This is a genomic window from Ramlibacter sp. MMS24-I3-19, assembly GCF_050320135.1.
Lineage (GTDB): Bacteria > Pseudomonadota > Gammaproteobacteria > Burkholderiales > Burkholderiaceae_C > Ramlibacter.
Genome location: NZ_CP190017.1, coordinates 406854 through 431849, shown reverse-complemented (window position 1 = coordinate 431849; position 24996 = coordinate 406854). Strand labels below are relative to the sequence as shown.

Here is a 24996-nt window from a genome sequence, read left to right as displayed (position 1 = left end):
GACACGAATCGCCCGCGGCACCTGAACGCAGCGCAGTCATCTGACTTTGAGCCGTAGCAACATGGAAGCAGCAAGCGACATCCACTTGGCCACCAACGACCTCGGGCCGTTGGCCTGGGTGCTGGATGAACTGCGCAAGTCGCTCGAATCCGCCTCCGGCGCGCTGCGCCGCTTCGTCCGCGACGCCGGGCAGGCCCGCGGCTCCGACATGGCTTCGGTCGACACCGGCCAGCTGCGCATCGCACGTCAGCAACTGCACCAGGCAGTCGGTGCCCTCGAGATGGTGGGCCTGGGCGCGCCAGCGCAGATCCTGCGCGCGATGGAATCGGCCGTGCAGAAGTTCGTGGAGCGACCCGAGCTGTGCAGCGAAGCCGCCGCGGCCAAGGTCGAGCGTGCGGGCTTCGCGCTGACCGAATTCCTCGAGGCCGTGCTGCACGGCAAGGGCCTGTCGCCCGTCGCCTTGTTCCCGCAGTACAAGGACGTGCAGGAACTCGCGGGCGGCGAGCGTAACCATCCCGCCGACCTGTGGGATTTCGACTGGCGCTGGCTCGACGCCGAGACGCCTGCATCCGAGCCGCTGGCCTATGAAGCCAGCCTGCGCTCGCGCATGGACCAGGCGGTGCTGCGCATCGTCAAGTCGGCCGACGCTGCTGCCGCACGCGATCTGGCCAGGTGCTGCCACGGCTTGGCCGCCGCCCAGGAGCCTCGCCAGCCCAAGGTGTTCTGGAAGCTCGCCGCCGCCTACTTCGAAGCGCTGGCGCTCGGGCTGCTGCCGGCAGACGTGTACGTCAAGCGTGCGGCTTCGCGCGTGCTGATGCAGTACGCCACGTTGGCCAAGGGTGATTTGGGTGTGTCCGACCGGCTCGCACAGGACCTGCTGTTCTTCTGCGCCCAGGCTGTTCCGCCTCAGGGTGCCGACGCGCCGGCGCTGCTCGCCGCACGTGCCGCCTACGGGCTGGACCGCTTCAAGGCCGTCGATTACGCGAAGGCGCAGTTCGGCCGTTTCGATCCGGTGTTGCTCACGCAGGCTCGCAAGCGCATCAACGCGGCCAAGGAAACCTGGTCCGCGCTGTCGGGTGGCGATGCCGCCAAGCTCAAGCCCGTCGCCGAGCAGTTCCACGGCATCAGCGATTCGCTCACCAAGCTGCATCCACCCAGCGCGCCGCTGGCCAAGAGCCTCAGTGCGGCGGTCGACGCCGTCGTGCGCAGCGGGCAGCCCCCGCGCACCGAGATTGCGATGGAAGTCGCGACAGCGGTGCTGTACCTGGAGGCCGCGTTCCAGGATCTCGATCCCACCGACGTGCAGCTGCCGCTGCGCACCGCGCGCCTGGCGGAACGGCTGGACCAGGTGCGCCAGGGCGGGCAGGCACAGGCTCTCGAACCCTGGATGGAGGAGTTGTACCGTCGTGTCAGCGACCGCCAGACCATGGGCAGCGTGGTGGGCGAGCTGCGCGGCACGCTGAGTGAACTGGAGAAGGTGCTCGACGCCTTCTTCCGCAATCCGCAGGACAAGGCGCCGCTGCAGAACGCGCCAACCCACCTGCTGCAGATGCGCGGCGTGCTGTCGGTGCTGGGCCTGGACCATGCCACGCAGGCTGTCGCGCGGATGCGCGAGACGCTGGAGCAGATCCTGGTCGCCGAGGGCGAGGAAGACAAGGCGCGCGCGGCCGGCACGTTCGAAAAGCTGGGCAACAACCTCGGTGCCCTGGGCTTCCTCATCGACATGCTCAATTACCAGCCGACGCTGGCCAAGAAGCTGTTCGTCTACGACGAGCAGTCGGGCGAGCTGCGTCCGCTGATGGGACGCATCGGCGAGGCGCCGGCTGTGTCGAAGCCGGGCGCTGTCGATGAGGAAATCTCGCCGACCAGCGACAAGTACAGCAAGGGCGACCCGACGGTCAAGCTCTCGGCCGGCGTCGTCAAGGCCGCCATCGCCGCCATGCAGCCGCCGGCCGCGCCCGCGCCCGCGCCGACTGCGCCGCCCGTGCCGGCATCGGCACCGGTGGTGATCGAGGAGGTCGACGCCGAACTGCTCGACATCTTCATCGAGGAAGCGCGGGAGGTCGTCGGCAATGGCCTGGCCGCCATCGAGGCGCTCGTCACCGCGCCGTCGGACGTCGGTGAGCTCACCACGCTGCGCCGTGCGTTCCACACCCTCAAGGGCAGCTCGCGGATGGTCGGGCTCAACGAGTTCGGCGAAGCCGGCTGGGCCATGGAGCAGGTGCTCAACACCTGGCTGGCCGACCAGAAGCCCGCCAGCGAGCCGCTGCGGACGCTGGCCGCCGAAGCCCTGCGTGGCTTCGGCCGCTGGATCGAAGACGTCGCCGGCCAGACCGGTGTCGAATGGAAGGCTGCCATGTTCCGCGGCCCGGCGGATGCGCTGCGCGTCGAAGGCCGCCTGCTTTCCCTGGTGCTGCCGAAGGGCAGCGCTGCCACCGCACCGGTCGCCGCTGCAGTCCCCGAGCCGAGCCTCGAGCTGCCGGCAACGGAGTTGCCGTCCCTCGACCTCGCGCCGGTCACGGCAGATCCATTCCCCGCGGCCACCCCCGCGCCGCTGCAGGTGCTGGCCGAGCCGGCCCCGGCGTCCGCGGCCGATTTCGCTTTTGACCTGCCGGACCTCGCCGCGCCCGACGCTCCCCTCGCGCCCCTGGCCGAAGTAGCGGATTTCCAGCCATCCAGCATCGAGATGGCGCAGCTCGACGCGGCCCTGTCGGCACCCGCCGACCCCGTGGTGGATCTCGTGCTGCAGCCCGAGCCGGCCGCCGTGGACCAGCCGCCAGCCCCCGTGTTCGACGTGGTGGCCGAGCCCGTGGTCACCGAGCTGCCGGCCGACTTCGATTTCGACCTGGAGTTCGGCACTGCGCCAGCCAAGCCCGCCGCGACGCCGGTGCTGCCGCCCGAACTCTCCGATATCGATTTCGGCAGCCTGGCCGCGCTGTCGCAGCCGACGGAGGCTCCTGTCGCTGCGCCGGTCCAGGCACCTGCTCCCGCGCCCGTCGCCCATGTGGCCGCCCCAGTGCCTGCCATGGAACCGGCCAGCGGCGCCGACGAACAGGTCAAGGTGATCGGCGGCCTGCGCATCGGCATCCCGCTGTACAACGTCTATCTCAACGAGGCCGACGAGTGGTCCCGCCGCCTGGCCACCGAGGTGGCCGAGTGGGCGCTCGAGCTGAACCGGCCGATGCCCGATTCGGCGGTCGGCCTCGCGCACGCGCTGGCGGGAAGTTCCGCGACGGTCGGTTTCCACGCCCTCTCGGAGATCGCACGCGCACTCGAAGGCGCGCTGCAGCACCAGCAGACGCTGGCCTATGGCACGCCTCAGCACGGCAAGGCCTTCGTGCATGCGGCCGAGGACATCCGCCGGCTGCTGCACCAGTTCGCTGCCGGCTTCCTGAAGGAACCTGATTCCGACACCGTGCGCGAACTGCAGGCCTTGGCTTCGATCAAGCTGCCTTCGCGCGCCGACCTGAGCGACTCGGGGCCGGGCGAGCTCGACGACGAGCCGCAACCGCAGCCGCAAGCGCCAACTGCACGCGTCCAAGCGCCCCCGCCCGCGCGAGCGTCCGCCGCACCGGTTGCGCCGGTGCATGTGGGCGCGCCCAGCGCGACACGCGTCGTCGACTTCGCCGCTCTGCCCAAGGCGCAGCCCACGCTCACCGTGAGTGGTGACGACCGCGATGACGACGACCTCGACGTCGCCGATGCGATCGATCCCGACCTGTTCCCGATCTTCGAGGAAGAGGCGGTCGAACTGATGCCGCAACTGGGAACCGCACTTCGCGTGTGGTCGGGCGGCGATCGCAGCGGACGCGACCAGGTGCTGCGCGTGCTGCACACGCTGAAGGGCAGTGCCCGTCTCGCCGGCGCGCTGCGCCTGGGCGAGCTGGCCCACCGCATGGAATCCGCTGCGGAGCACATCTCGGCCGACAGCGATGCCTCGCACATCGAGCCGCTGGTCCATCACTTCGACCAGATGCAGACGCGCTTCGACAAGCTGCGCGATGCCGCCAACGCGCCGCAACCCGAGTTCGTGCCCGAGCCGCTGGCCGCAGCGCCGGCTGCGACGGCCGCCCCGATCGCTGCGCCGATGCCCGCTCCGACCGTCCAGGCCCAAGCGCCGGCGGCCGAGATCGCCCAGCCCACTCCGGCGCCGGTGCCGCGTTCGACGCTGGTGGTGCCGACGGCCATGCACCAGCCCATCGTGCCGCGCGCATCCGGCCAGGCCGTGCGCGTGCGCTCGCAACTGCTGGATCGCCTGATGAACCAGGCCGGCGAGGTGATGATCACCCGCTCGCGGCTGGAGAACGAGCTGCGCACGCTGCGTGGCTCGCTCACGGACCTCACCGGCAACCTGGACCGCCTGCGCACGCAGCTGCGCGACATCGAGGTGCAGGCCGAGTCGCAGATGCAATCGCGCCTGGCGCAGGCCAAGGACACGGCGGTCGGCTTCGATCCGCTGGAGTTCGACCGCTTCACCCGCGTGCAGGAACTGACGCGCATGATGGCCGAGTCGGTGAACGACGTGGCCACCGTGCAGCGCAACCTGCAGCGCGCGGTGGAAGCCACCGAAGACGACCTGATCGCGCAGGCGCGCCAGACGCGCGAGCTGCAGCGTGACCTGCTGCGCACGCGCATGGTCGAATTCGAAGCCATCGCCGACCGCCTCTATCGCGTGGTGCGCCTCGCGTCCAAGGAAACCGGCAAGCAGGTCAAGCTGGACATCACCGGTGGCTCCATCGAGATGGACCGCGGCGTGCTGGACCGCATGACGCCCGCCTTCGAGCACCTGCTGCGCAACTGCGTCGCACACGGCGTCGAGGAGCCTGGCTCGCGTACGGCGGCCGGCAAGGACGCCACCGGCACGATCCTGATCAACCTCGCGCAGGAAGGCAACGACGTCTCGGTCGAATTCCGCGACGACGGCGCGGGCCTGAACCTCGCCCGCATCCGCGAGAAGGCGATCCAGCAGGGCATGGTCTCGGCCGACCAGCCGCTGACCGACGCCGACGCGGCCAACCTGATCTTCATGCCCGGGTTCTCGACCGCGACGCAGGTCACCGAACTTGCGGGACGCGGCATCGGCATGGACGTGGTGCGCTCCGAAGTCAATGCGCTCGGCGGCCGCATCGAGACCAGCACGCAGGCCGGTCGCGGCACCAGCTTCAAGCTGGTCCTGCCCCTCACCACCGCGGTGACGCAGGTCGTGATGGTCCGTACCGGCAGCCTCGCCATCGGCGTTCCCGCCAACCTGGTCGAGACCGTGCGCCGCGCGCCCGCCAAGGAAGTCCAGCAGGCCTACAACACGGGCACACTCGACTTCGGCGGCGAGCAGATCGCGTTCTTCTGGTCCGGCGCGCTGCTGCAGGCCTCGCCGCGCAGCACCGAGCCGCAGGGCAAGACCTTGCCGATCGTGGTGTTCCGCAGCGCCGCCCAGCGCGTGGCGGTGCACGTCGACGAAATCCTGGGCAACCAGGAAGTGGTGGTGAAGAACCTGGGTCCGCAACTGGCGCGCCTGCCTGGCCTGGCCGGCATGACGGTGCTGGCATCCGGCGCCGTGGTCCTGATCTACAACCCGGTGGCGCTGTCAGCCGTGTACGGCGAGCAGGCCCGCCTGCTCAGCGCCGACAACGCGCAGCCCGAGGTGCTGGAAGCCGCTGGCGGCAAGGCCGTGGTGATCGCGCAAGCGCCGGCGGTGCCCCAGGTTCCGCTGGTGCTGGTGGTCGACGACTCCATCACCGTGCGTCGCGTCACGCAGCGCCTGCTGCAGCGCGAGGGCTATCGCGTCGCGCTGGCGGCCGACGGCTTGCAGGCGCTGGAGCGGCTGGCCGAGGAAAGGCCGGCGGTCGTGCTGTCGGACATCGAGATGCCGCGCATGGACGGCTTCGACCTGGCGCGCAACATCCGCGCCGACGCACGCTGGGCCTCGCTGCCGATCGTGATGATCACCTCGCGCATCGCCGAGAAGCACCGCGAGCATGCACGCGAACTGGGCGTCAACCACTACCTGGGCAAGCCCTACTCCGAAGAGGAGCTGCTCAGCCTGGTGAAGCACTATTGCATCGCCCCCACGCCGGCAGCCTGATTCGCCCGCTTCTCCTTGATCAGGCGGCGTCCCGCAAGGGCGCCGCCTTTTTCACGACCGCGTAACGGCGCAGCGTCTCCTGGCGAGCCGTCTCGTGATCAACCACCGGCGACGGGTAGTCGCGGCCCAGCACCAGGCCTGCGGCTTGAAGGTCTGCCGGTCGCGCGGTCCACGGCGCGTGCAGCGCCTGCGGCGGCAAGCCCGCAAGCTGCGGCAGGTAGCGCAGGATGAAGCGGCCGTCGGGGTCGAACTTCCGGCTCTGCGTGACCGGATTGAAGATGCGGAACCAGGGCTGCGCGTCGCAACCGGAGGACGCGGCCCACTGCCAGCCGCCGTTGTTGGCCGCCAGGTCATAGTCATTGAGTTGGCGCGCGAAGTACCGCTCGCCCCAGCGCCAGTCGACGCCCAGGTCCTTGCACAGGAAGCTGGCGGTCACCATGCGCAGCCGGTTGTGCATGAAGCCAGTCCGGTTCAACTGCGCCATCGCGGCATCCACCAGCGGATACCCGGTGCGTCCCTCGCACCAGGCCTGGAACAGCGCCTGCCCGCGAGCACCGCGCTGCCACTGGATGGCGTCGTACTCGCGCCGGAAGCTGTGGCCATCGCCGGCTGCGTCGGACACGTGCGGGAAGTTGGCGAGCACCTGGAAGTAGAAGTCTCGCCAGACCAACTCGCTCAGCCACGTCGCGGCGCCTTCGCTGCCGGCCTGCATGCGGGCATGCGCTTCGCGCGCGAGTTCGCGGATGGAGATGGTCCCGAAGCGCAGATGCACGCTCAGGCCACTCGAGCCGTCGAGGGCCGGAAAGTCGCGCGTGTCGCGGTAGCGGTCCATGCGAAGCAGGAAGTCGCTTAGCAATCGGCGGCCGCCCTCCAGGCCCAGGGGAATCGGCAGCCGCGACAGGTTCGTCTTGTCGAACCCGATTTCCGACAGTGCCGGGACTTCACGGCGGAATTCCTCGGGTCGCGGCGCCAGCGCCTCGGCATGACGCTCCACCGGATAACTGCCGAGATAGAAGCGGTCGATCTTGGCGAGCCAGGCGTTCTTGTACGGCGTGAACACCGCGTAAGGCCGGCCTGCCTGCGTCAGCAGCTCGTCGCGTTCGAACACCGCCTGGTCCTTGCTGTCGTGGAGCGCGATGCCCACATCGGCCAGCGCATTGCGCACCGCAGCGTCGCGGGCCAGTGCTGCCGGCTCATCGTCGTGGTTCGCGAAGACGGCATGAACGCCCAGCTGTCCCGCCACGGCGGGGAGCACGTCGACCGCAACGCCATGCACGACGATGAGCCCGCAGGCCGGATCGCCGCCGAGCTCGCGCAGCGCCTGGTCCAGTTGCACAAGCGACTCGCGGATGAACTCCACGCGGCGATCCTGCCGAGGCAGCCCGTCGAGGATGGCGGTATCGAAGACGAAAACGCAGTGCACCTGCCGGCAGCTGCGCAGCGCGTGGTACAGCGCAGCGTTGTCCCGCGCGCGCAGGTCGCGGCGGAGCCAGCACAGGCCGGCGGGATACGGCTTTTCCATGTTGAGGACTAAAATTCGATCATGCCCGCCGATGCCTCGACCATCAATCTGACGCATCATTTCCTGATCGCGATGCCCGGGCTGGAAGATGCCTCCTTCGCACGCAGCGTGATCTACCTGTGCGAGCACAGCGCCCGCGGCGCCCTCGGCCTCGTCATCAACAAGCCGAGCGATATCAACCTCAAGAGCCTGTTCGAGAAGGTCGACCTGCCGCTCGAGCGTGCCGACCTCGCCAGCACACCGGTGTTCCACGGTGGCCCGGTGCAGACCGAACGTGGCTTCGTGCTGCACGAGGCCGTGCATGCCGCCGAGTCCAAGCCCGAGGAGCCGGTCTACGCCTCGACCATGACCATTCCCGGCGGCCTGGAGATGACCACCTCCAAGGACGTGCTGGAGGCAATGGCCACCGGCGCCGGCCGCGCAAGGTGCTGGTCTCGCTGGGCTACTCGGCGTGGGGCGAGGGCCAGCTGGAATCGGAGATCGCCGAGAACAGCTGGCTCACCGTGGACGCCGATCCTTCCGTCATCTTCGACACGCCGGTCGAGCAGCGCTATGACAAGGCGCTGTCGCTCCTGGGCCTGCAGGCCTGGATGCTGTCGCCCACCGCCGGACACGCATGACCCCGGCGGCGCGGCCCGACGTTCCCCGCCACTTCGCCACCTTCCTCGCTTTCGACTTCGGGGCCAAGCGCACCGGCGTCGCAGTGGGCAACCGGCTGCTCGGCACTGCAACGCCGCAAGCCACGATCCGCGCCGAGGCGACCGAGGCACGGCTCAGCGCCGCCGCCGAGCGCGTGAAGCAATGGCAGCCCGACGCGCTGGTGGTCGGCGTGCCGTTCCACCCCGATGGCGCGAGCCACGACAATACGGCCCGCGCTCGCCGCTTCGGCCGCCAGTTGGCCGCGCGCGTGAAGCTGCCGGTGTACGAGGTCGACGAGCGTTACAGCACGACCGAGGCGCTGGCCGGCGGCGCCGCCGATGCCGATGCGGCGGCAGCCTGCATCATCCTGGAGCAGTTCTTGAGGAGCCTTTCCGATGTCTGAATTGCGGCTGGACGCCGAAGCGCTGTACCGCGAGCTCGCGCGCGGCGTGCCCGCCTTGCGCGGAGCCGAGGGCCGGCTGGTGGGCATCACCAGCGGCGGTGCGTGGTTGGCGCAGCGCCTGCACGCCGATCTCGGCCTGCCCGGCCAGGCGGGCGTCATCTCGTCGTCGATGCACCGCGACGACTTCGCGCAGCGCGGCCTCTCGGTCAGCAGCGCACAGACCGAGCTGCCGTTCGATGTCGACGGCGCGCACATCGTGCTGCTGGACGACGTGCTGTACACCGGGCGCACCATCCGCGCGGTGCTGAACGAACTGTTCGACTACGGCCGTCCTGCCAGCGTGCAGCTGGCGGTGCTGGTCGACCGCGGTGGCCGCGAGCTGCCCGTGCAGGCCGACTTCGCCGCGGCGCGCGTCACGCTCCCCGCTTCGCAGACCCTCGAGCTCGCCCGCGGCAGCGACGGGCGCTTCGCCTTCAAGGTGGCCTGATGCTCTCCAAGCGCAATCCGCAGTTGAACAAGCACGGCGAGCTGATCCACCTGTTGTCGGTGGAAGGCCTGCCACGCGACATCGTCACGCACATCCTCGACACCGCCAGCCGCTTCGTCGGCGTGAGCGATCGCGAGGTCAAGAAGGTGCCGCTGCTGCGCGGCAAGAGCGTGTTCAACTTGTTCTTCGAGAACAGCACGCGCACCCGCACCACCTTCGAGATCGCGGCAACGCGCCTCTCGGCCGACGTGATCAACCTGGACATCGCGCGCTCGTCGGCCAGCAAGGGCGAGTCGCTGCTGGACACCATCGCCAACCTCTCGGCGATGGCGGCCGACATGTTCGTCGTGCGGCACAGCGAGTCCGGCGCGCCGTACCTGATCGCGCAGCACGTGGCACCGCACGTGCACGTGATCAACGCCGGCGACGGCCGCCACGCGCACCCCACGCAGGGGCTGCTCGACATGTACACGATCCGCCACTACAAGAAGGACTTCGCCAACCTCACGGTGGCGATCGTCGGCGACGTGCTGCATTCGCGCGTGGCGCGGTCGGACATCCACGCGCTCACCACGCTCGGCTGCGCTGAGGTGCGCGTGGTCGGTCCCAAGACGCTGGTGCCCGGCGACATGGCGCAGATGGGCGTGCGCGTGTGCCACACGCTGGAGGAGGGCATCCGCGGCTGCGACGTGATCATCATGCTGCGGCTGCAGAACGAGCGCATGAGCGGCGCCCTGCTGCCCTCGTCGCAGGAGTTCTTCAAGAGCTTCGGCCTCACGCCGGAGAAACTGCAGCTGGCCAAGCCCGATGCGATCGTGATGCACCCGGGCCCGATCAACCGCGGCGTCGAGATCGACTCGGCGGTGGTCGACGGCAAGCAGAGCGTGATCCTGCCGCAGGTCACCTTCGGCATCGCGGTGCGGATGGCGGTCATGAGCATCGTCGCGGGCAACGAGGCATAGGGCATGAAGATCCTGATCAAGAACGGCCGCGTCATCGACCCGGCCTCCAACCGCGACGAGATAGCCGACGTGGCGATCGCAGCCGGCCGCATCGTCGGTATCGGCGGCGCGCCGGAGGGCTTCGCGCCCACCCGCGTGATCGACGCGCGCAACTGCGTCGTCGCGCCTGGCCTCGTGGACCTGGCGGTGCGGCTGCGCGAACCGGGCCACGAACACGAGGGCATGCTGGAGTCGGAGATGGCGGCGGCCGTCGCCGGCGGCGTCACCAGCGTGGTCTGCCCGCCCGATACCGATCCCGTGCTCGACGAGCCGGACCTGGTCGAGATGCTGAAGGTGCGTGCCGAGAAGCTGCACCAGGCGCGCGTGTTCCCGCTCGGCGCCCTCACGCGCAGCCTGGCGGGCGAGGTGCTGACCGAGATGGCGGAGCTCACCGAAGCCGGCTGCGTCGGCTTCAGCCAGGCCGAGGTCAGTCTGGCCAACACGCAAGTCCTGCAGCGCGCGCTGCAGTACGCGGCCACCTACGGCTACACCGTGTGGCTGCGCCCGCAGGAGCTGCACCTGGGCAAGGGCGTGGCCGCCAGCGGCCCGCTCGCCACGCGCCTGGGTCTCTCGGGCATTCCCGTCGCCGCCGAAACCATTGCGCTGCACACCATCTTCGAACTGACGAAGGCGACCGGCGCACGCGTCCACCTGTGCCGCATCAGCAGCGCCGCTGGCGTCGACCTGGTGCGCAACGCCAAGGCACTGGGGCTGGCCGTCACCTGCGACGTGAGCATCAACTCGCTGCACCTGATCGACCACGACATCGGCTACTTCGACAGCCGCATGCGGTTGGTGCCGCCGCTGCGCCAGCAACGCGATCGCGATGCGCTGCGCGAGGCACTGGCCGACGGCACCATCGATGCGCTGGTGTCCGACCATACGCCCGTCGACGAGGACGCCAAGACACTGCCGTTCGCCGAGGCGGAGCCTGGCGCCACCGGCCTGGAGCTGCTGCTGTCGCTCGCCCTGAAGTGGGGGCAGGACAGTGGCGTGGGACTCACGCGCGCGCTGGCCGTGCTCACCAGCGAGCCTGCCCGGGTGCTGGGTCCGGCGCTCGGCACGTTGCAGGCCAGCTGCGGGCAGCTGGTGGAAGGCGCGGCGGCCGACCTGTGCGTGTTCGACCCGCAGGCCCACTGGACCGTCGAGCCCGGCGCGCTGCGCAGCCAGGGCAAGCACACGCCGTTCTCCGGCTACGAGCTGCCGGGCAGCGTGCGCTGCACGCTGGTGGCCGGCCAGGTCGCCTGGAGCCAGCTCGGCAGCGCATGAGGGCGCTGCGCGCCGGCTGGCGGCTGTTGCGCGCGCTGGTGCATGCGCTGGTGGGCCTCTCCACCATCCTCTTCGTCTTCCCCCGCAGCGACGCGCAGGAGCGCCAGGCGCATGTGCAGGCCTGGGCGCGCGGGATGCTTCGCGTGCTGGGCATCGGTCTCGAGGTGCGTGGCCAACCGCCGGCACAGGGGCCCATGCTGCTTGTGTCCAACCACATTTCCTGGCTCGACATCCTGGTGCTGCATGCCGCGCGCTACTGCCGCTTCGTGTCGAAGTCGGAAGTGCGCCACTGGCCGCTGATCGGCACCCTTGCGACCGGCGCCGGCACGCTCTACATCGAGCGCGCTTCGCGGCGCGACGCCTTGCGGGTCGTGCACCAGATGGCGGCCAGTCTGCAGGCCGGTGACGTGCTCGCCGTGTTCCCGGAAGGCACGACCAGCGACGGCATCGACCTGCTGCCGTTCCACGCCAACCTGATCCAGGCTGCGCTGTCCGCCAACGCGCCCGCGCTGCCCGTGGCGCTGCAGTTCGTCGACACGGCGACGGGCGCGCGCAGCCTCTCGCCGTGCTACATCGGCGACGACACGCTCGTGAGCTCGTTGTGGCGCACGCTCAGCGGCCCCGCCATCACGGCGGTCGTCTGCTTTGGCGATGCGCAGCGGCCCGAGGGGCGCGACCGGCGTGCCTGGGCTGCCGAGCTGCGCGAGGCCGTGCAGGCGCTGCGCTCCGGCTGAGTCGTCCGATTCGGAAGCCTCTGTCCGGTGCCCGGCTCGTTACGATGGCGCATGGCCCCGCCAGACACGCCCGAGCTGACCACACAGTGCTGCATCGCGGGCGGCGGGCCGGCCGGCCTCATGCTCGGCTACCTGCTCGCGCGCGCAGGCGTGCGGGTCCTGGTGCTGGAGAAGCACGCGGACTTCCTGCGCGACTTCCGCGGCGACACCATCCACCCGTCGACCCTCACGGTCCTGCAGGACCTCGGCTTGCTCGAGCAGTTCCTGCAATTGCCGCACCAGCGCGTGACCGAGCTGCGCGGCGACGTGTACGGCGAGCAGGTGACCCTCGCCGATTTCAGCCACCTCCCGCCGCCCGGCAATTTCCTGGTGTTGATTCCGCAGTGGGACTTCCTCGATTTCATCGCGGGGCAGGGCCGCCGTTATCCCGGCTTCGAGCTGCGCATGGGTGCCCAGGCGGTCGGCATCGTGGAGGAGAACGGCGCGGTGGCCGGCATGCGCGTGGAGGAGGGCGGCCGCCAGTTCGTCGTCCGCTGCGACCTGGTCGTCGGCGCCGACGGCCGGCACACCACGATCCGCGGCAGCGCGGGGCTGCAGCCCGAGGACGTGGGCGCGCCGATCGACGTGCTGTGGTTCCGGCTGCCGCGCGATGCGGCGCGCGATCCTTCCCGCACCGGTGGCACGCTGCGTCCCGGGGCGATGCTGGTCACGCTGAATCGCGACAGCTATTGGCAATGTGCGTACGTGATCCCGAAGGGCTCGCTCGACCGCATCCAGCAGCAGGGGATCGAGGCGTTCCGGCGCAAGGTCGCGCACGTGGCCGGATTCCTCGGCGATTCGGTGCACGTGCTCGAGAGCTGGGACCAGGTCAAGCTGCTGGAGGTGCAGATCAACCGCCTGCCGCGCTGGTACCGCCAGGGCCTGCTGTGCATCGGTGATGCCGCGCACGCCATGTCGCCCGTCGGCGGCGTGGGCATCAACCTGGCCATCCAGGACGCGGTGGCTGCGTCGAACCTGCTGGCCGCGCCGCTGCGCGAGCGGCGCCTGACGATGGACGATCTCGCGGCGGTGCAGCGGCGCCGCGACTGGCCCACGCGCGTGACGCAGCGTGCGCAGGTGGCGGTGCAGAACGAAATGCTCTCGCCCGTGCTTGCCCGTACGGGGGCGCCTGCGCGAGTGCCGCTGCCGGTCACGTTGCTGCAGCGGTTGCCGCTGCTGCAGCGCCTGCCGGCGCGCCTGGTGGGGATCGGGGTGCGGCCCGAGCGGGTGCGCACGGCACCTGCGGACCTCGCCTGAGCGGACGGGCAGCCGCGCTGCCAATCACGTCACTCGTCGGGCTGCTCCGGGCGGCGGACGCTGCGCTTTCGGAACACGACTTCGCCGGTGGGCACGTGCACGACGCGGATCTCCTGCCCGGTCGGCAGGGTCGTGCTTTTCGCGGCCACCGTCACGGCAAGCGCGCGGTCGCGGACGAAGTATTGCTGCTCGCCCGACGTCGGCAGCAGAAGACTGGCGATGGGATGGCTGCTCTCGATGCGGTAGTCGCCGGAAGTCATGGTGTCCTCTTTCGCACATGCGATGCGCCATGGTGAGGACAGCTCTTTGCAGCGTGATGACAGTCGGTGAGACGTCGTGTTCGCTGCGGCTGCTTGTGTGTGGCGCAAGCACAGGTTATCCGCGTGGAAAGGGGTGTCTGTAGGACACCACCGCATGGGCTGGCAACCCTGACGGGCAGGTGGCGACCGGTCAGGATGCGATGAAAACGTGACGGACGTGCGCGTTGCACGCGTGTGCATGGCAAGCGGCGGCGAAGGCCTCGCGCAGCTTCGTGTGCCGTCGCATCGCCCCTCACGTCGATGCTGGAATTGCACACGGTTCCGGTCGCGGTGCCGTGCATGAATGACAAGAACGCGCCATCGATGACGCGCCTGCACCACGGCGATGCGGACGAACCCCTGCTAGGGAACAGGCCTTTCCGGCGGCCCGTCGTAGGTCCAGATGTACTGGCGCGGGATCGGTCCCTTGTTGCGCCCGCCTTGCTGGGACTGTTCCCAGGCGTGCGCCAGGATGCCGACTGATCGCGAGAGGCAGAACAGGCCGCGCGCCAGCGGCGCCGGAAAGCCGAGCTCCGCGTAGATCACGGCGGTGGCGCCATCGATGTTCATCGGGATGCGCTTGCCGCCCTTGCGCGCCGCGAGTTCGGCTTCCACCGCGCGGGCAATGCGGGCAAAGCGTCCGCTGATGCCGCCGGTTGCGGCAGCCTCGTCGACGAGTTCGAGCAGCCGGGGCGCGCGTGGATCCACCGGATGGAACCGATGGCCAAAGCCCGACACGAACTTGCCGTGTGCGGCGATCGCCTCGTCGAGGCCGGCCTGCACGGCGGCATCCATGGCCTCGCCGCGATCGAGCCGGGCCGCGATGGACTCATACAGTTCCACCGCCTGCTCTCCGGCGCCGCCATGGACATCCCCGAGCACGTTCACCGCGGATGCCATCGCGTTGTTAAGGCCCACGCCGCACGTGCTGGCCATGCGCGCGATCGCGATGCTCGGCGCCTGCGGCCCGTGGTCCACCGCGGCCATCAGCGCCGCATCGAGAAGGAACGCCTGCTGGGCGCTCGGGAGTTCGCCGCGCGTCATCAGCCAGATCATGTGTGGCAGGCTCACGCGGCCAATCAGTTGCTCGATGGGGTAGCCCCGATACCGGATCACTCCCGGCGACATGTCGATGATGGAGGTGCGCCACCAATCGCGCACGCCCTGCTCGACGCTCTCCTGGTTTCCGGAGTTCATACGGCCTTCTCCTGTTTCAGCGCCGCGATGGCAGCGCGGTCGTAGCCCAGCTCCTCGAGCAGGGCATCGGTGTGTTCGCCCAGCCGCGGAGGCGGCGAGGCCACCTCCGGCGCTTGTCCATTGAGCTTGAAACCGGTGCGCACGATGCGCACGTCACGCCCCACGCCCGGGACATCGGGGTAGGTCGCGAGCATGCCGCGATCGGCGACCTGCGGGTGCTGCAGGGCCTGCGCCACGCTGTAGACGGGACCGGCCGGCACGCCCGCCTCGTTTAGCGCCTGCCACCACTCCTGCGTCGACCGGGCCGCCAGCGCTTCCTCGAGCATGGCCTTCAGCTCCGTCCGATGCTGCAGCCGTCCATGGCGGTCCGCGAACTTCGGATGCGTGGTCCAGTCCGGGCGGCCCACCACGCGGCAGACCGCTTCGAACTGTTCCTGCTTGTTGGCGGCGATGTTGATCAGGCCATCGCGTGTGCGGAACGTCCCGGACGGACTGGCCGTCACGTTGTCGTTGCCCATCGGCTGCGGCTCGCGCCCCGCCACCAGGTAGTTCGACACGGCCCAGCCCATGGTGGCCATCGTCGCTTCCAGCATCGACACGTCGATGAACATCGCTTCGCTGCGCTGCCGGTTCGCGAGGGCCGCGGCGACGGCGAACGCAGCGGTCATGCCGCCGATGGTGTCGGCCACGGGATGGCCGACACGCAAGGGTGCGGACTCCGCGTCGCCCGTGATGCTCATCACCCCCGACATGCCCTGGATGATCTGGTCATAGGCCGGCAGGTCGCGCAACGGGCCGTCCTGGCCGAACCCCGAGATCGCGCAGTAGACGAGCGACGGGTTCTCGGTCCGCAGCGCCTGGAAACCGACCCCGAGCCGGTCCATCACGCCGGGCCGGAAGTTCTCGACCACCACGTGCGCGGTGCGCACGAGGCGGCGGAACACCTCCTTGCCGCTGTCGGATTTCAGGTTCAGCGTGAGGGAGCGCTTGCCCGGGTTCTGGGCGAGGAAGGACACGCCCATGTGGGCCCGATTGAGGTCCGGGTCGGCACCCAGCTGGCGCGCCAGGTCGCCGCCCTCGCGCGCCTCCACCTTGACCACGTCGCCGCCCATGTGCGCCAGCTGGTGGCAGCAGAACGGCCCCGCCAGAACGTTCGTGAGGTCGAGCACACGGATGCCCGCGAGTGGTTTCAGTGCCATGGACGTGCCCCCGATGGAATGCCACGTTCCACGTTCAATCGACCTTGACGTGGGACTCGCGGACGACGCCGGCCCACCGCTGCTGCTCGGACTTCAGCAGTTGCGCCGCCTGCTGCGGCGAACCGCTGCCGGGCAGGCTGCCTTCGGCGAGGAGCCTGGAGACCGTCTCGGGCTTCGCGAGCGCCTTCTGCACTTCGGCGTTCAGGCGAGTCACGATCTCCGCAGGGGTGCCGGCGGGCGCGACCAGCATCTTCCAGTCACTGGTCTCGAAGCCCTTGTAGCCGGACTCCGCAATCGTGGGCGTGTCCGGGAAGATCGGCAGGCGCTTGCCGGAACTCACCGCCAGCGCACGCAGCTTGCCGGCCTTGACGAAGGAGACGACGGCCTGGGGCGTTGCGAAGTAGTAGGTCACCTGGCCGCCGAGCAGGTCCGTTGCAGCCGGGCCGGCGCCCTTGTAGGGGACATGCACGTGCTGGTAGCCGGCTTGCTTCGCGAACATCTCCCCCGTGAGATGGCCGACGGTGCCATTGCCCGCGGAGGCGAGCGTGAGCTGCCCTGGCTTTGCCTTGGCTGCGGCAACGAGGTCCGCGAGCGTCCTGTAGGGAGCGTCCGCCCGCACGACCAGGACGACGGGTTGGCTCGCAACGACTGCCACCGGGACGAAGTCCCTGGAAGCGTCATACGGCATCTTCGGATAGAGAGCCGGATTGATCGCGAGGTTGGCCGTCTGGCCCATGCCGAGCGTGTAGCCGTCGGCCTTGCTCTTGGCCACGGCATCCATGCCGATGTTGCCGCCTGCGCCCGCGCGGTTGTCGATGACGAAAGTCCATCCGGTGTCCGACTGCACCTTCTCGGCGATGAGGCGGCCGACGAGATCGGTGCCGCCAGCGGGCGGGAACGGCACGATCAGCTTGATGGGCTGGCTGGCATAGCCGGTCTGGGCCATGCCGGCCAGCGGTGTGGCGATGCAGCCAGCAACAATGGCCAGCAGGGCGCGTCGGTGGAATCGGGGCACGGGAGCGTCTCCAGGGGAAAGCGGCGAAGGGATGGAACAGCGCATTCGGGCGTTCCGTAGGATAGAATGCAGTTCTAAAATCATACCGATTGGCCATCGATCCGGTCAAGGCCAGGGTTGTGTGGCACGTGTTCCATCGAAGGGGTTGCCGATGCCGAGAAAGGCCGCTGAGTCGTCGCTTGCGGACGAGAACTCCGCTCCTGGCGGGGTCGCGGCGGTGGACCGCGCGATGTCCTTGCTCGCGGCATTCCACCGTGGAGACCGCGCGCTGACGCTGGCGGTGCTGGCGGAGCGAACGAGGCTCTACAAGAGCACCGTGCTCCGGCTGCTTTCGTCACTGGAGCACGCGCGGCTCGTGGTGCGGCAGGAGAGTGGAACGTACGCACTCGGACCCGAGGTCGCGCGGCTGCACGCCGTCTTCACCGGCTCGTTCTCCCTGGAAGGCGAGGTCATGCCCGTCCTGCGCCAGCTCGTGGAACAGACGCAGGAAAGCGCCGCGTTCCATGTGCGCCAGGCCGACGAGCGGCTCTGCCTCTATCGGGTCGACTCGCCGCACCTCGTGCGCGACCACACGAAGGCAGGTGACTTGCTGCCGTTGGACCGGGGAGCCGGGGGGCGCGTGCTTTGCGCCTTCAGCGGCGCGAAGGGCAGCGTGTACGACGGGATCCGCAAGCAGGGCTACGCCATGCTCGATGGAGACCGCGTCAAGGACCTCACGGGAATCTCGGCGCCGGTGTTCGGCGCGGATGGCCAGTTGGTGGGCGCCGTCACCCTGACGATGCCGACTTCGCGCAGGCGGCCGAGCTTCCTGCACGCCGTGCGCAAGGCGGCTGCGCGATTGAGCGAAGGACTTGGTGGCGCCCCCGGCGGGAATCGAACCCACATCTAGCGCTTAGGAGGCGCTCGTTCTATCCATTGAACTACGGCGGCGGCGTGCGCGCCATTGTATGGCGCGCCCTGGCGCCGCCGTTCCGGCCGAACTGACGGCACCTCCCTCCCGACCTCCCTCCGCCAAGCGGAGGGAGGAGAGGGGCAACCGCTTCGCGCTTTCGCGCGCGCAGGGCCGTGTGTTCTGTTCATGAGGCGAGCTCGGCGCGGTGCAACGCGTGCGCTTCTACTTGGACAGCAGCCGCATGGCCTCCTCGAGGCCCTTGATGGTGAGCGGGTACATACGCCCGTTCATCAACTGCTGGATGACGCTGATGCTCTGGCGGTACTGCCACACACCCTGGGGCTCGGGGTTGATCCACGCGAACTTGGGGAACGCCTGCGTCAGGCGCTGCAGCCACTCGGCACCGGCTTCCTCGTTGTTGTATTCGACGCTGCCACCCGGCTGCAGGATCTCGTACGGACTCATGGTGGCGTCGCCGACGAACACCAGCTTGTAGTCCTTGTTGTACTTGCGGATGATGTCCAGCGTCGGGAACTTCTCGGAGAAGCGCCGCCGGTTGTTCTTCCACATGAAGTCGTAGACGCAGTTGTGGAAGTAATAGAACTCGAGGTGCTTGAACTCCGCCTTGGCGGCCGAGAACATCTCCTCGACGCGGTGGATGTGTTCGTCCATCGTGCCGCCCACGTCCATCAGCAGCAGCACCTTCACGTTGTTGTGCCGCTCCGGCACCATCCTGATGTCCAGGTACCCCGCGTTGGCGGCCGTGGACCTGATGGTGTCGTCGAGGTCTAGTTCTTCCTCGGCGCCCTCGCGCGCGAACTTGCGCAGCCGGCGCAGCGCGATCTTGATGTTGCGCGTGCCCAGCTCCTGGGTGTCGTCGTAGTCCTTGTACGCGCGCTGGTCCCACACCTTCACCGCGCTCTTGTTGCGGCTCCTGTCCTGGCCGATGCGGATGCCCTGCGGATTGACGCCATAAGCCCCGAACGGCGACGTGCCGCCGGTGCCGATCATCTTGCTGCCGCCTTCGTGCCGCTCCTTCTGCTCCTCGAAGCGCTTCTTCAGCGTTTCCATGAGCTCGTCCCAGCCCATCTTCTCGATCTTCGCCTTCTCCTCCGGCGAGAGTTCGAGCTCGAGGTTCTTGCGCAGCCACTCGAGCGGCAGGTCCTTGCTGAAGTCGGCCAGCATCTCCACGCCCTTGAAGTAGGCGGCAAAGGCGCGGTCGAACTTGTCGTAGTGCTTCTCGTCCTTCACCAGTGCCGCGCGGGCGAGGTAGTAGAAGTCGTCGATGGCGTAGCCGCCTTCGGCACTGTGCGGCCCGACCACGCCGGCCTGCACGGCCTCCAACAGCGTGAGGTACTCCTTGACCGAGACCGGCAGCTTGGCGCTGCGCAGCGTGTAGAAGAAATCGATCAGCATGATCGGCTCAGGTGGCCGGGGCCTGCACGCCATGGTACGCGGGCGCGCTGCGGTTGGGCCGCCAGGGCACCAGCGTGCCGCGCCGCTGGGCCACCAGCACCAGCGCGGCGGCGATCGCCAGCCCGATGCCGGCGGACACCACCGAGGCTTCGAAGCCGAACGCACCACCGGTGAGCCATTCCGGGCCGCTGAACTGCGGGATGAGCCACGAGTTCTTCGTCGGCAGCCCCGACACCGGCGAGCCATAGACCGCGCCCTGCGTGAAGTTCCAGGCGGCGTGGATGCCCATGCACAGCGGCAGCGACCGCGTGACGTGGTAGGCCATCCCCAGCAGCAGGCCGGCCTCGATGGCGATGGCGATCGAACTCCACGCGGTGGCACCGGGATTGGCGATGTGCACGAATCCGAAGAGGAGCGCCGAGCCGAGCAGGGCGGCCCAGGTGCCCAGCCCTTCCTCGATCATGCGAAACAGCACGCCGCGGAACACGATCTCCTCGAACACGCCCGCACCGACGCCGGTGACGAGCAGGAGGCCAGCGAACTGGATGTCCGGGCGCACGCCGACGACGGTGTAGGCGCCCGCCAGCCACAGCGCGCCGGCGCAGGCACTGATGTACGCCGCGCCGCAGAGGAGGCCGATGGCGACATCGGGCAGCAGCCGGCGGCCACGAAGGAGTTCCTTGGGCCAGCGCCCTTCGACCAGCCGGGTGACGACCAGGTACGCGGTGATGGACGTCAGCAGGTACATCATCAGCGCGGCACTGATGCCCCACATGCGCGTCACGTTCGGCCCCACCACGCCAATCATGGCCAGCCCGGTCCGCAGGGCGAAGCCGATCGCGACGACGATGAGGCCGAACAGGACGGCGCGCGCCACGGGCGAGTACAGCGCCCGCCGCTTCACGCTGGAAGCATCGTCCGGGGTCCGGAAAGCCAAGGCCTGGGTCATCGTGGACGTTCGAGCTGGTAGGTCAGGTGCGCCTTCACTTCGGGCCACTCGGCTGCCGTGAGGCTGTACATGACGGTGTCGCGCACGGTGCCGTCGCGGCGCAGGGCGTGGTGGCGCAGCACGCCGTCCTTCTTCGCGCCCAGGCGTTCGATCGCCTTCTGGCTGGCGAAGTTGTAGTTGTCGGTGCGCCAGCCCACCAGGCGCGCACCGAGAGTCTCGAACGCATGCGCCATGAGCAGCAGTTTGCACGTGGTGTTGACGTGCGATCGCTGCACCGACTTCGCGTACCACGTGTAGCCGATCTCCAGCCGCTCCACGGCCGGCACGATGTCGTGGTACCGGGTGGTGCCCAGGATGCGGCCGCTCGCCAGGTCCTGGGCCACGAACGGCAGCATGTGCCCGTCGGCGTAGCCCTTGAGCGCGGTGTCGACGTACGCGGCTTCTTCGCCGGGCGCAGGCACCGACGTGACCCGCAGCGTCCAGAGTTCGCCGTCGCGCGCGGCGGCGGCCAGGTCGGGCGCGTGGCGCCGCTCCATCGGCAGCAGGCGAATGCCGCCGCGCTCCAGGGTCACCGGCTCCGGCTTGCGCATCGCTGCCGGCTGGTCAGCGGTTGTGCCGCTGCATGAACACCAGCTTCTCGAACAGCGTGACGTCCTGTTCGTTCTTCAGCAGCGCGCCCACGAGCGGTGGCACGGCCACCTTCTCGTCCTGGCTTTGCAGCGCCTCCAGCGGGATGTCCTCGGCCACCAGGAGCTTGAGCCAGTCGAGCAGCTCGGACGTGCTGGGCTTCTTCTTCAGGCCGGGCAGGTTGCGCACGTCGTAGAAGGTCTTCATCGCCGCCGTGAGCAGTTCCTTCTTCAGGTGCGGGAAGTGCACGTCCACGATCCTGCGCATCGTGTCGGCATCGGGGAACTTGATGTAGTGGAAGAAGCAGCGCCGCAGGAAAGCGTCGGGCAGTTCCTTCTCGTTGTTGGAGGTGATGAACACCAGCGGCCGGTGCCGCGCCTTGACCATCTCGCGCGTCTCGTAGACGTGGAACTCCATTCGGTCCAGCTCGCGCAGCAGGTCGTTCGGGAATTCGATGTCGGCCTTGTCGATCTCGTCGATCAGGAGCGCGACCGGCTGCTCGGCCGAGAAGGCCTGCCAGAGCACGCCCTTGACGATGTAGTTGTGGATGTCCTTGACCCGCTGCGATCCTTCGATGTCCGCGAGCTGCGAATCGCGCAGCCGGCTCACCGCGTCGTATTCGTACAGGCCCTGCTGCGCCTTGGTGGTGGACTTGATGTGCCACTGCAGCAGCGGCATGCCGAGGACCTGGGCCACCTCCTCGGCCAGCATCGTCTTGCCGGTGCCCGGTTCACCCTTGACCAGCAGCGGGCGCTTGAGCGTGATGGCCGCGTTCACCGCCAGCATCAGGTCCTGCGTGGCGACGTAGTTCTGGGATCCCTGGAATTTCATCGGAGGCGCGGGACGGGAACTGCAGAGGTCCGACCCCTATAATGGTTGGTTGATTCGGAAACGACGCTCGTCGATTGTGCGCGCAAAATGAACAAGCTGCTGTCCACGCTTCTGACCCTGGTTGTCGCTTCCGCGACCGGTTTCGCCCACGCGCAGGCGCCCGCCCCTGCAGGCGCTCCCAACGCGAAGCCCGACGCCGCGGCGCCGGCGAAAGGCTCGGTGCCCGCCGGCCCGGCTTCGCTGCAGGCGAAGATCGCGATGTGCCTCGGGTGCCACAACATCCCGGGCTACCAGGCCAGCTTCCCCGAGGTGCACAAGGTGCCCAAGATCGCGGGCCAGAGCGCCGGCTACATCGAGGCCGCCCTCAACGAATACAAGGGCGGTGAACGCAAGCACCCCACCATGCGCGGCATCGCCGACGCGCTGTCCGACCAGGACATCAAGGACATCGCCGGCTACTACAGCAAGCTGGGCCTCGAAGGCGGTTCCAAGCTTGGCGACAAGCCGAACGAGGAGCCGAACTCGCAGGTCGCCGCGCTGCTGCAGAAGGCTGCCTGCGTGTCGTGCCATGGCTCCAACTTCTCCAAGCCGATCGCGCCCAACTATCCCAAGATCGCCGGCCAGCACAGTGACTACCTGTTCGTCGCGCTGAAGGCCTACAAGACCAGCAACAACGCCGCCGTCGGCCGCAGCAACGCCATCATGGGCGGTATTGCCAAGCAGTTCAGCAACGCCGAACTGAAGGCCATTGCCGACTACATCGGCTCGCTCGACGGCGATGTGAAGACCGTGCCGGAGAGCCGGTTCCACAAGGCGGATTGAGCGCCCCGGCGCTCGAGGCGCCGTTGAACCACAAGGAAGAGGCCCGCAACGCGGGCCTCTTTGTTTCTGGTCTCAGTCCTTGGTGGCGCGTCGCTGCACGCAATCGATGTAGGCCTGCCCGTCGGGCGGCCGACCGGACCGCTGGCTCTCCCACAGCATCTGGCCCAGGCAGTCCATGGCCTCGTGGTGCGCGTCGTGCAGCGAGCCGCGGCGCGCGGCCAGCAGTTCCACCGCCTGCCGGATCCCGCGCGGCTGGTCGATCGAGCACTGCTCGCTGATCGACAGGTGCATCGCCAGATGCAGGAACGGATTGGCCTGTCCGTCATTGCCGTCGTACACGCGCGCGACCGCGGCATCCGCATCGGCCATGTCCCTGTCGTACTCCGGATGCTCCTGCAGCCACTGGCTGGCGAGCGTCTCCAGCGCGTCCAGCGGCTGGCCGGCGCGCGCCTTCGCATGCACGCCGGTGAAGAAGCGGCGGACGTCTTCCTGCGAGGGATTGAACATGCGGCCAGCGTAGCACGCGGCCTCGCGGCTACTTCGCCTGTGGCACCTTCCCGCGCATCGCCGGCGCGGCCAGGAAGTCGAAGTCCACGCCGCGGTCGGCCTGCGTCACGGTCTCCAGGAACAGCTTGCGGTAGCCGCGCTCGGCCGTCGGCACCGTCACCGGTTCTGCGGCCCGGCGCGCCGCCAGTTCCTCGTCGCTCACCAGCAGCGACAGCTCGCGTTTGGACAGGCTGATGCGGATGCGGTCCCCGTTGCGCACCAAGGCCAGCGGGCCTCCGATGGCCGCCTCCGGCGTCACGTGCAGCACGATGGAGCCGAACGCCGTGCCGCTCATGCGGCCATCGCTGATGCGCAGCATGTCCTTGACGCCCTGGCGCGCCAGCTTGGAAGGGATCGGCAGGTAGCCAGCCTCCGGCATGCCGGGATGGCCCTTGGGGCCGATGCGCTTGAGCACCAGCACGTCGTCGGCGGTGACGTCCAGCGCCGGGTCGTCGATCCGCGCGGCCAGGTCGGCTGCGTTCTCGAACACCACCGCGCGGCCTTCGTGCTCCACCAGCTTCGGATCGGCCGCGGACTGCTTGACGATGGCGCCCCCCGGCGCGAGGTTGCCCCACAACACGGCGATGCTGCCCTGCGGATGGATGGGCCGCTCGAGCGGGCGCACGACGTCCTGCGCGAAGGCGGGGCCCGCGGCTTCGAGTTCCTCGCCCAGCGTGCGGCCCGTCACGGTAAGCGCGTCCAGGTGCAGCAGCGGCTTCATGGCGCGCATCAACGTCGCCATGCCGCCGGCGTGGTGGAAGTCCTCCATGTAGTGCTCGCCCGTGGGCTTCAGGTCCAGCAGCACCGGCGTCTCGCGGCCCAGGCGATCCAGTCCACGCAGGTCCAGTTCCCAGCCCAGGCGGCCGGCGATGGCGGCCAGGTGCACGATGGCGTTGGTCGATCCGCCGATGGCCAGCAGCACGCGCAGCGCGTTCTCGAAGGCGTGCGGCGTGAGGATCTTGTCGATGGTGAGCCGCTCGCGCGCGACCTTCACGGCGATGCGGCCCGTCTCCTCCGCCACGCGCATGCGGTCCGACGTCACCGCCGGCGGCGACGCACCGCCGGGCACGGTCATGCCCATGACTTCGGCGATGCAGGCCATGGTGCTGGCCGTGCCCATCACGGAGCAGGTTCCCACGCTGGACACCAGCTGGTCGTTCACGTCCGCGATCTCCGCGTCGTCGATCTCCTGCGCACGGAAGCGCGCCCAGTAGCGGCGGCAATCCGTGCACGCGCCGACACGCGTTCCCCGGTGCGAGCCGGTGAGCATGGAGCCGGTGATCAGCTGCACCGCCGGCACCCCGGCCGAAGCAGCGCCCATCAGCTGCGCGGGAACGGTCTTGTCGCAACCGCCGACGAGCACCACCGCATCCATCGGCTGTGCACGCACCAGTTCCTCGGTGTCGATCGCCATCAGGTTGCGCAGGTACATGCTGGTGGGCGACGCGAAGCTCTCGTGCAGCGAGATCGTCGGGAATTCCATCGGCAGGCCGCCGGCCAGCATGATCCCGCGCTTGAGCGCCTCCAGCAGCTGCGGCATGTTGCCGTGGCACGGGTTGTAGGCACTGCCGGTCGAGGTGATGCCGATCACGGGCCGGTCGAGTGCCGCATCGGTGTACCCGGCGCCCTTGATGAAGGCCTTGCGCAGGAACAGCGAGAAGCCTTCGTCGCCATAGCTCGTCAGGCCCTTGCGCATGCCGCTGGGCGGGGTGTCTTTCTTCTCGGAGGATGGTTGGCTCATGGGAAGGAAATGCGGACTGGGCGGCCGAT

General features: G+C 68.8%; 20 protein-coding genes, 1 tRNA gene and 1 pseudogene. 10 read left to right on the top strand and 12 right to left on the bottom strand.

Going from position 1 to position 24996, the window contains the following annotated elements:
- Positions 1-61: 61 nt before the first annotated feature.
- Positions 62-6082: an Hpt domain-containing protein gene (locus ACPWT1_RS02145; protein WP_427913784.1), complete on the top strand. Its 6021-nt coding sequence runs from the start codon at positions 62-64 to the stop codon at positions 6080-6082.
- A gap of 19 nt (positions 6083-6101) precedes the next feature.
- Here ACPWT1_RS02145 and ACPWT1_RS02140 read toward each other — a convergent pair whose 3' ends face one another.
- Positions 6102-7604: a cryptochrome/photolyase family protein gene (locus ACPWT1_RS02140; RefSeq protein WP_427913783.1), complete on the bottom strand. Its 1503-nt coding sequence runs from the start codon at positions 7602-7604 to the stop codon at positions 6102-6104.
- Positions 7605-7625: 21 nt separating this feature from the next.
- Between ACPWT1_RS02140 and ACPWT1_RS02135 the strand changes: the two are divergent.
- The 7 genes and pseudogenes from ACPWT1_RS02135 (at position 7626) to ACPWT1_RS02105 (ending at position 13433) form a co-directional block, all read left to right on the top strand.
- Positions 7626-8224, top strand: a pseudogene (locus ACPWT1_RS02135) (YqgE/AlgH family protein).
- Entirely contained in the window at positions 8221-8646 is a 426-nt protein-coding gene (gene ruvX / locus ACPWT1_RS02130; protein WP_427913782.1) for a Holliday junction resolvase RuvX, read from the top strand. Before ACPWT1_RS02135 ends, ruvX begins: the two are co-directional and overlap by 4 nt.
- Positions 8639-9133: a bifunctional pyr operon transcriptional regulator/uracil phosphoribosyltransferase PyrR gene (gene pyrR, locus ACPWT1_RS02125; protein WP_427913781.1), complete on the top strand. Its 495-nt coding sequence runs from the start codon at positions 8639-8641 to the stop codon at positions 9131-9133. The genes ruvX and pyrR overlap by 8 nt, the downstream gene beginning before the upstream one ends.
- Entirely contained in the window at positions 9133-10095 is a 963-nt protein-coding gene (locus ACPWT1_RS02120) for an aspartate carbamoyltransferase catalytic subunit (RefSeq protein WP_427913780.1), read from the top strand. The genes pyrR and ACPWT1_RS02120 overlap by 1 nt, the downstream gene beginning before the upstream one ends.
- A gap of 3 nt (positions 10096-10098) precedes the next feature.
- Complete coding sequence (locus tag ACPWT1_RS02115) at positions 10099-11403, top strand: dihydroorotase (protein WP_427913779.1); 1305 nt, start codon at positions 10099-10101, stop codon at positions 11401-11403.
- Positions 11400-12137: a lysophospholipid acyltransferase family protein gene (locus ACPWT1_RS02110; protein WP_427913778.1), complete on the top strand. Its 738-nt coding sequence runs from the start codon at positions 11400-11402 to the stop codon at positions 12135-12137. Before ACPWT1_RS02115 ends, ACPWT1_RS02110 begins: the two co-directional genes overlap by 4 nt.
- A 51-nt stretch (positions 12138-12188) precedes the next feature.
- On the top strand, positions 12189-13433 hold the full coding sequence (locus tag ACPWT1_RS02105; RefSeq protein ID WP_427913777.1) for an FAD-dependent oxidoreductase: 1245 nt from the start codon (positions 12189-12191) through the stop codon (positions 13431-13433).
- A gap of 29 nt (positions 13434-13462) precedes the next feature.
- Here ACPWT1_RS02105 and ACPWT1_RS02100 read toward each other — a convergent pair whose 3' ends face one another.
- The 4 genes from ACPWT1_RS02100 to ACPWT1_RS02085 form a co-directional block, all read right to left on the bottom strand.
- On the bottom strand, positions 13463-13693 hold the full coding sequence (locus ACPWT1_RS02100; RefSeq protein ID WP_427913776.1) for a hypothetical protein: 231 nt from the start codon (positions 13691-13693) through the stop codon (positions 13463-13465).
- Between the two features lie 402 nt (positions 13694-14095).
- The gene (locus ACPWT1_RS02095; protein WP_427913775.1) at positions 14096-14929 is read right to left on the bottom strand and encodes a citryl-CoA lyase; all 834 of its coding nucleotides are present in this window, start codon (positions 14927-14929) and stop codon (positions 14096-14098) included.
- The gene (locus ACPWT1_RS02090) at positions 14926-16128 is read right to left on the bottom strand and encodes a CaiB/BaiF CoA transferase family protein (protein ID WP_427913774.1); all 1203 of its coding nucleotides are present in this window, start codon (positions 16126-16128) and stop codon (positions 14926-14928) included. The genes ACPWT1_RS02095 and ACPWT1_RS02090 overlap by 4 nt, the downstream gene beginning before the upstream one ends.
- A gap of 34 nt (positions 16129-16162) precedes the next feature.
- The gene (locus ACPWT1_RS02085) at positions 16163-17074 is read right to left on the bottom strand and encodes a Bug family tripartite tricarboxylate transporter substrate binding protein (RefSeq protein ID WP_427915630.1); all 912 of its coding nucleotides are present in this window, start codon (positions 17072-17074) and stop codon (positions 16163-16165) included.
- Between the two features lie 220 nt (positions 17075-17294).
- On the opposite strand from ACPWT1_RS02085, the gene ACPWT1_RS02080 reads away from it, so the two are divergent.
- The gene (locus tag ACPWT1_RS02080; protein ID WP_427913773.1) at positions 17295-18032 is read left to right on the top strand and encodes an IclR family transcriptional regulator; all 738 of its coding nucleotides are present in this window, start codon (positions 17295-17297) and stop codon (positions 18030-18032) included.
- On the opposite strand, the gene ACPWT1_RS02075 is transcribed toward ACPWT1_RS02080, so the two are convergent.
- The 5 genes from ACPWT1_RS02075 to ACPWT1_RS02055 form a co-directional block, all read right to left on the bottom strand.
- Positions 17999-18073 (bottom strand) — tRNA-Arg (locus ACPWT1_RS02075). The genes ACPWT1_RS02080 and ACPWT1_RS02075 overlap by 34 nt on opposite strands.
- A gap of 184 nt (positions 18074-18257) precedes the next feature.
- Positions 18258-19451: a vWA domain-containing protein gene (locus ACPWT1_RS02070; RefSeq protein WP_427913772.1), complete on the bottom strand. Its 1194-nt coding sequence runs from the start codon at positions 19449-19451 to the stop codon at positions 18258-18260.
- A 7-nt stretch (positions 19452-19458) separates the two neighbouring features.
- Positions 19459-20388, bottom strand: coding sequence for a CPBP family intramembrane glutamic endopeptidase (locus ACPWT1_RS02065; RefSeq protein ID WP_427913771.1), 930 nt, complete (start codon positions 20386-20388; stop codon positions 19459-19461).
- Between the two features lie 8 nt (positions 20389-20396).
- A complete protein-coding gene (locus ACPWT1_RS02060) occupies positions 20397-20990 on the bottom strand; it encodes a GNAT family N-acetyltransferase (protein ID WP_427913770.1) in 594 nt (197 codons plus the stop codon).
- A gap of 13 nt (positions 20991-21003) precedes the next feature.
- Positions 21004-21858 carry an AAA family ATPase gene (locus ACPWT1_RS02055; RefSeq protein WP_427913769.1) on the bottom strand — a complete coding sequence of 285 codons (855 nt, stop codon included), beginning with the start codon at positions 21856-21858 and terminating at the stop codon, positions 21004-21006.
- An 87-nt stretch (positions 21859-21945) separates the two neighbouring features.
- On the opposite strand from ACPWT1_RS02055, the gene ACPWT1_RS02050 reads away from it, so the two are divergent.
- The gene (locus ACPWT1_RS02050; RefSeq protein WP_427913768.1) at positions 21946-22680 is read left to right on the top strand and encodes a c-type cytochrome; all 735 of its coding nucleotides are present in this window, start codon (positions 21946-21948) and stop codon (positions 22678-22680) included.
- A gap of 72 nt (positions 22681-22752) precedes the next feature.
- Here ACPWT1_RS02050 and ACPWT1_RS02045 read toward each other — a convergent pair whose 3' ends face one another.
- Both ACPWT1_RS02045 and ACPWT1_RS02040 read right to left on the bottom strand, forming a co-directional pair.
- Entirely contained in the window at positions 22753-23187 is a 435-nt protein-coding gene (locus ACPWT1_RS02045) for a DUF1841 family protein (protein WP_427913767.1), read from the bottom strand.
- Between the two features lie 28 nt (positions 23188-23215).
- Positions 23216-24967 carry an IlvD/Edd family dehydratase gene (locus ACPWT1_RS02040; protein ID WP_427913766.1) on the bottom strand — a complete coding sequence of 584 codons (1752 nt, stop codon included), beginning with the start codon at positions 24965-24967 and terminating at the stop codon, positions 23216-23218.
- Positions 24968-24996 lie beyond the last annotated feature (29 nt).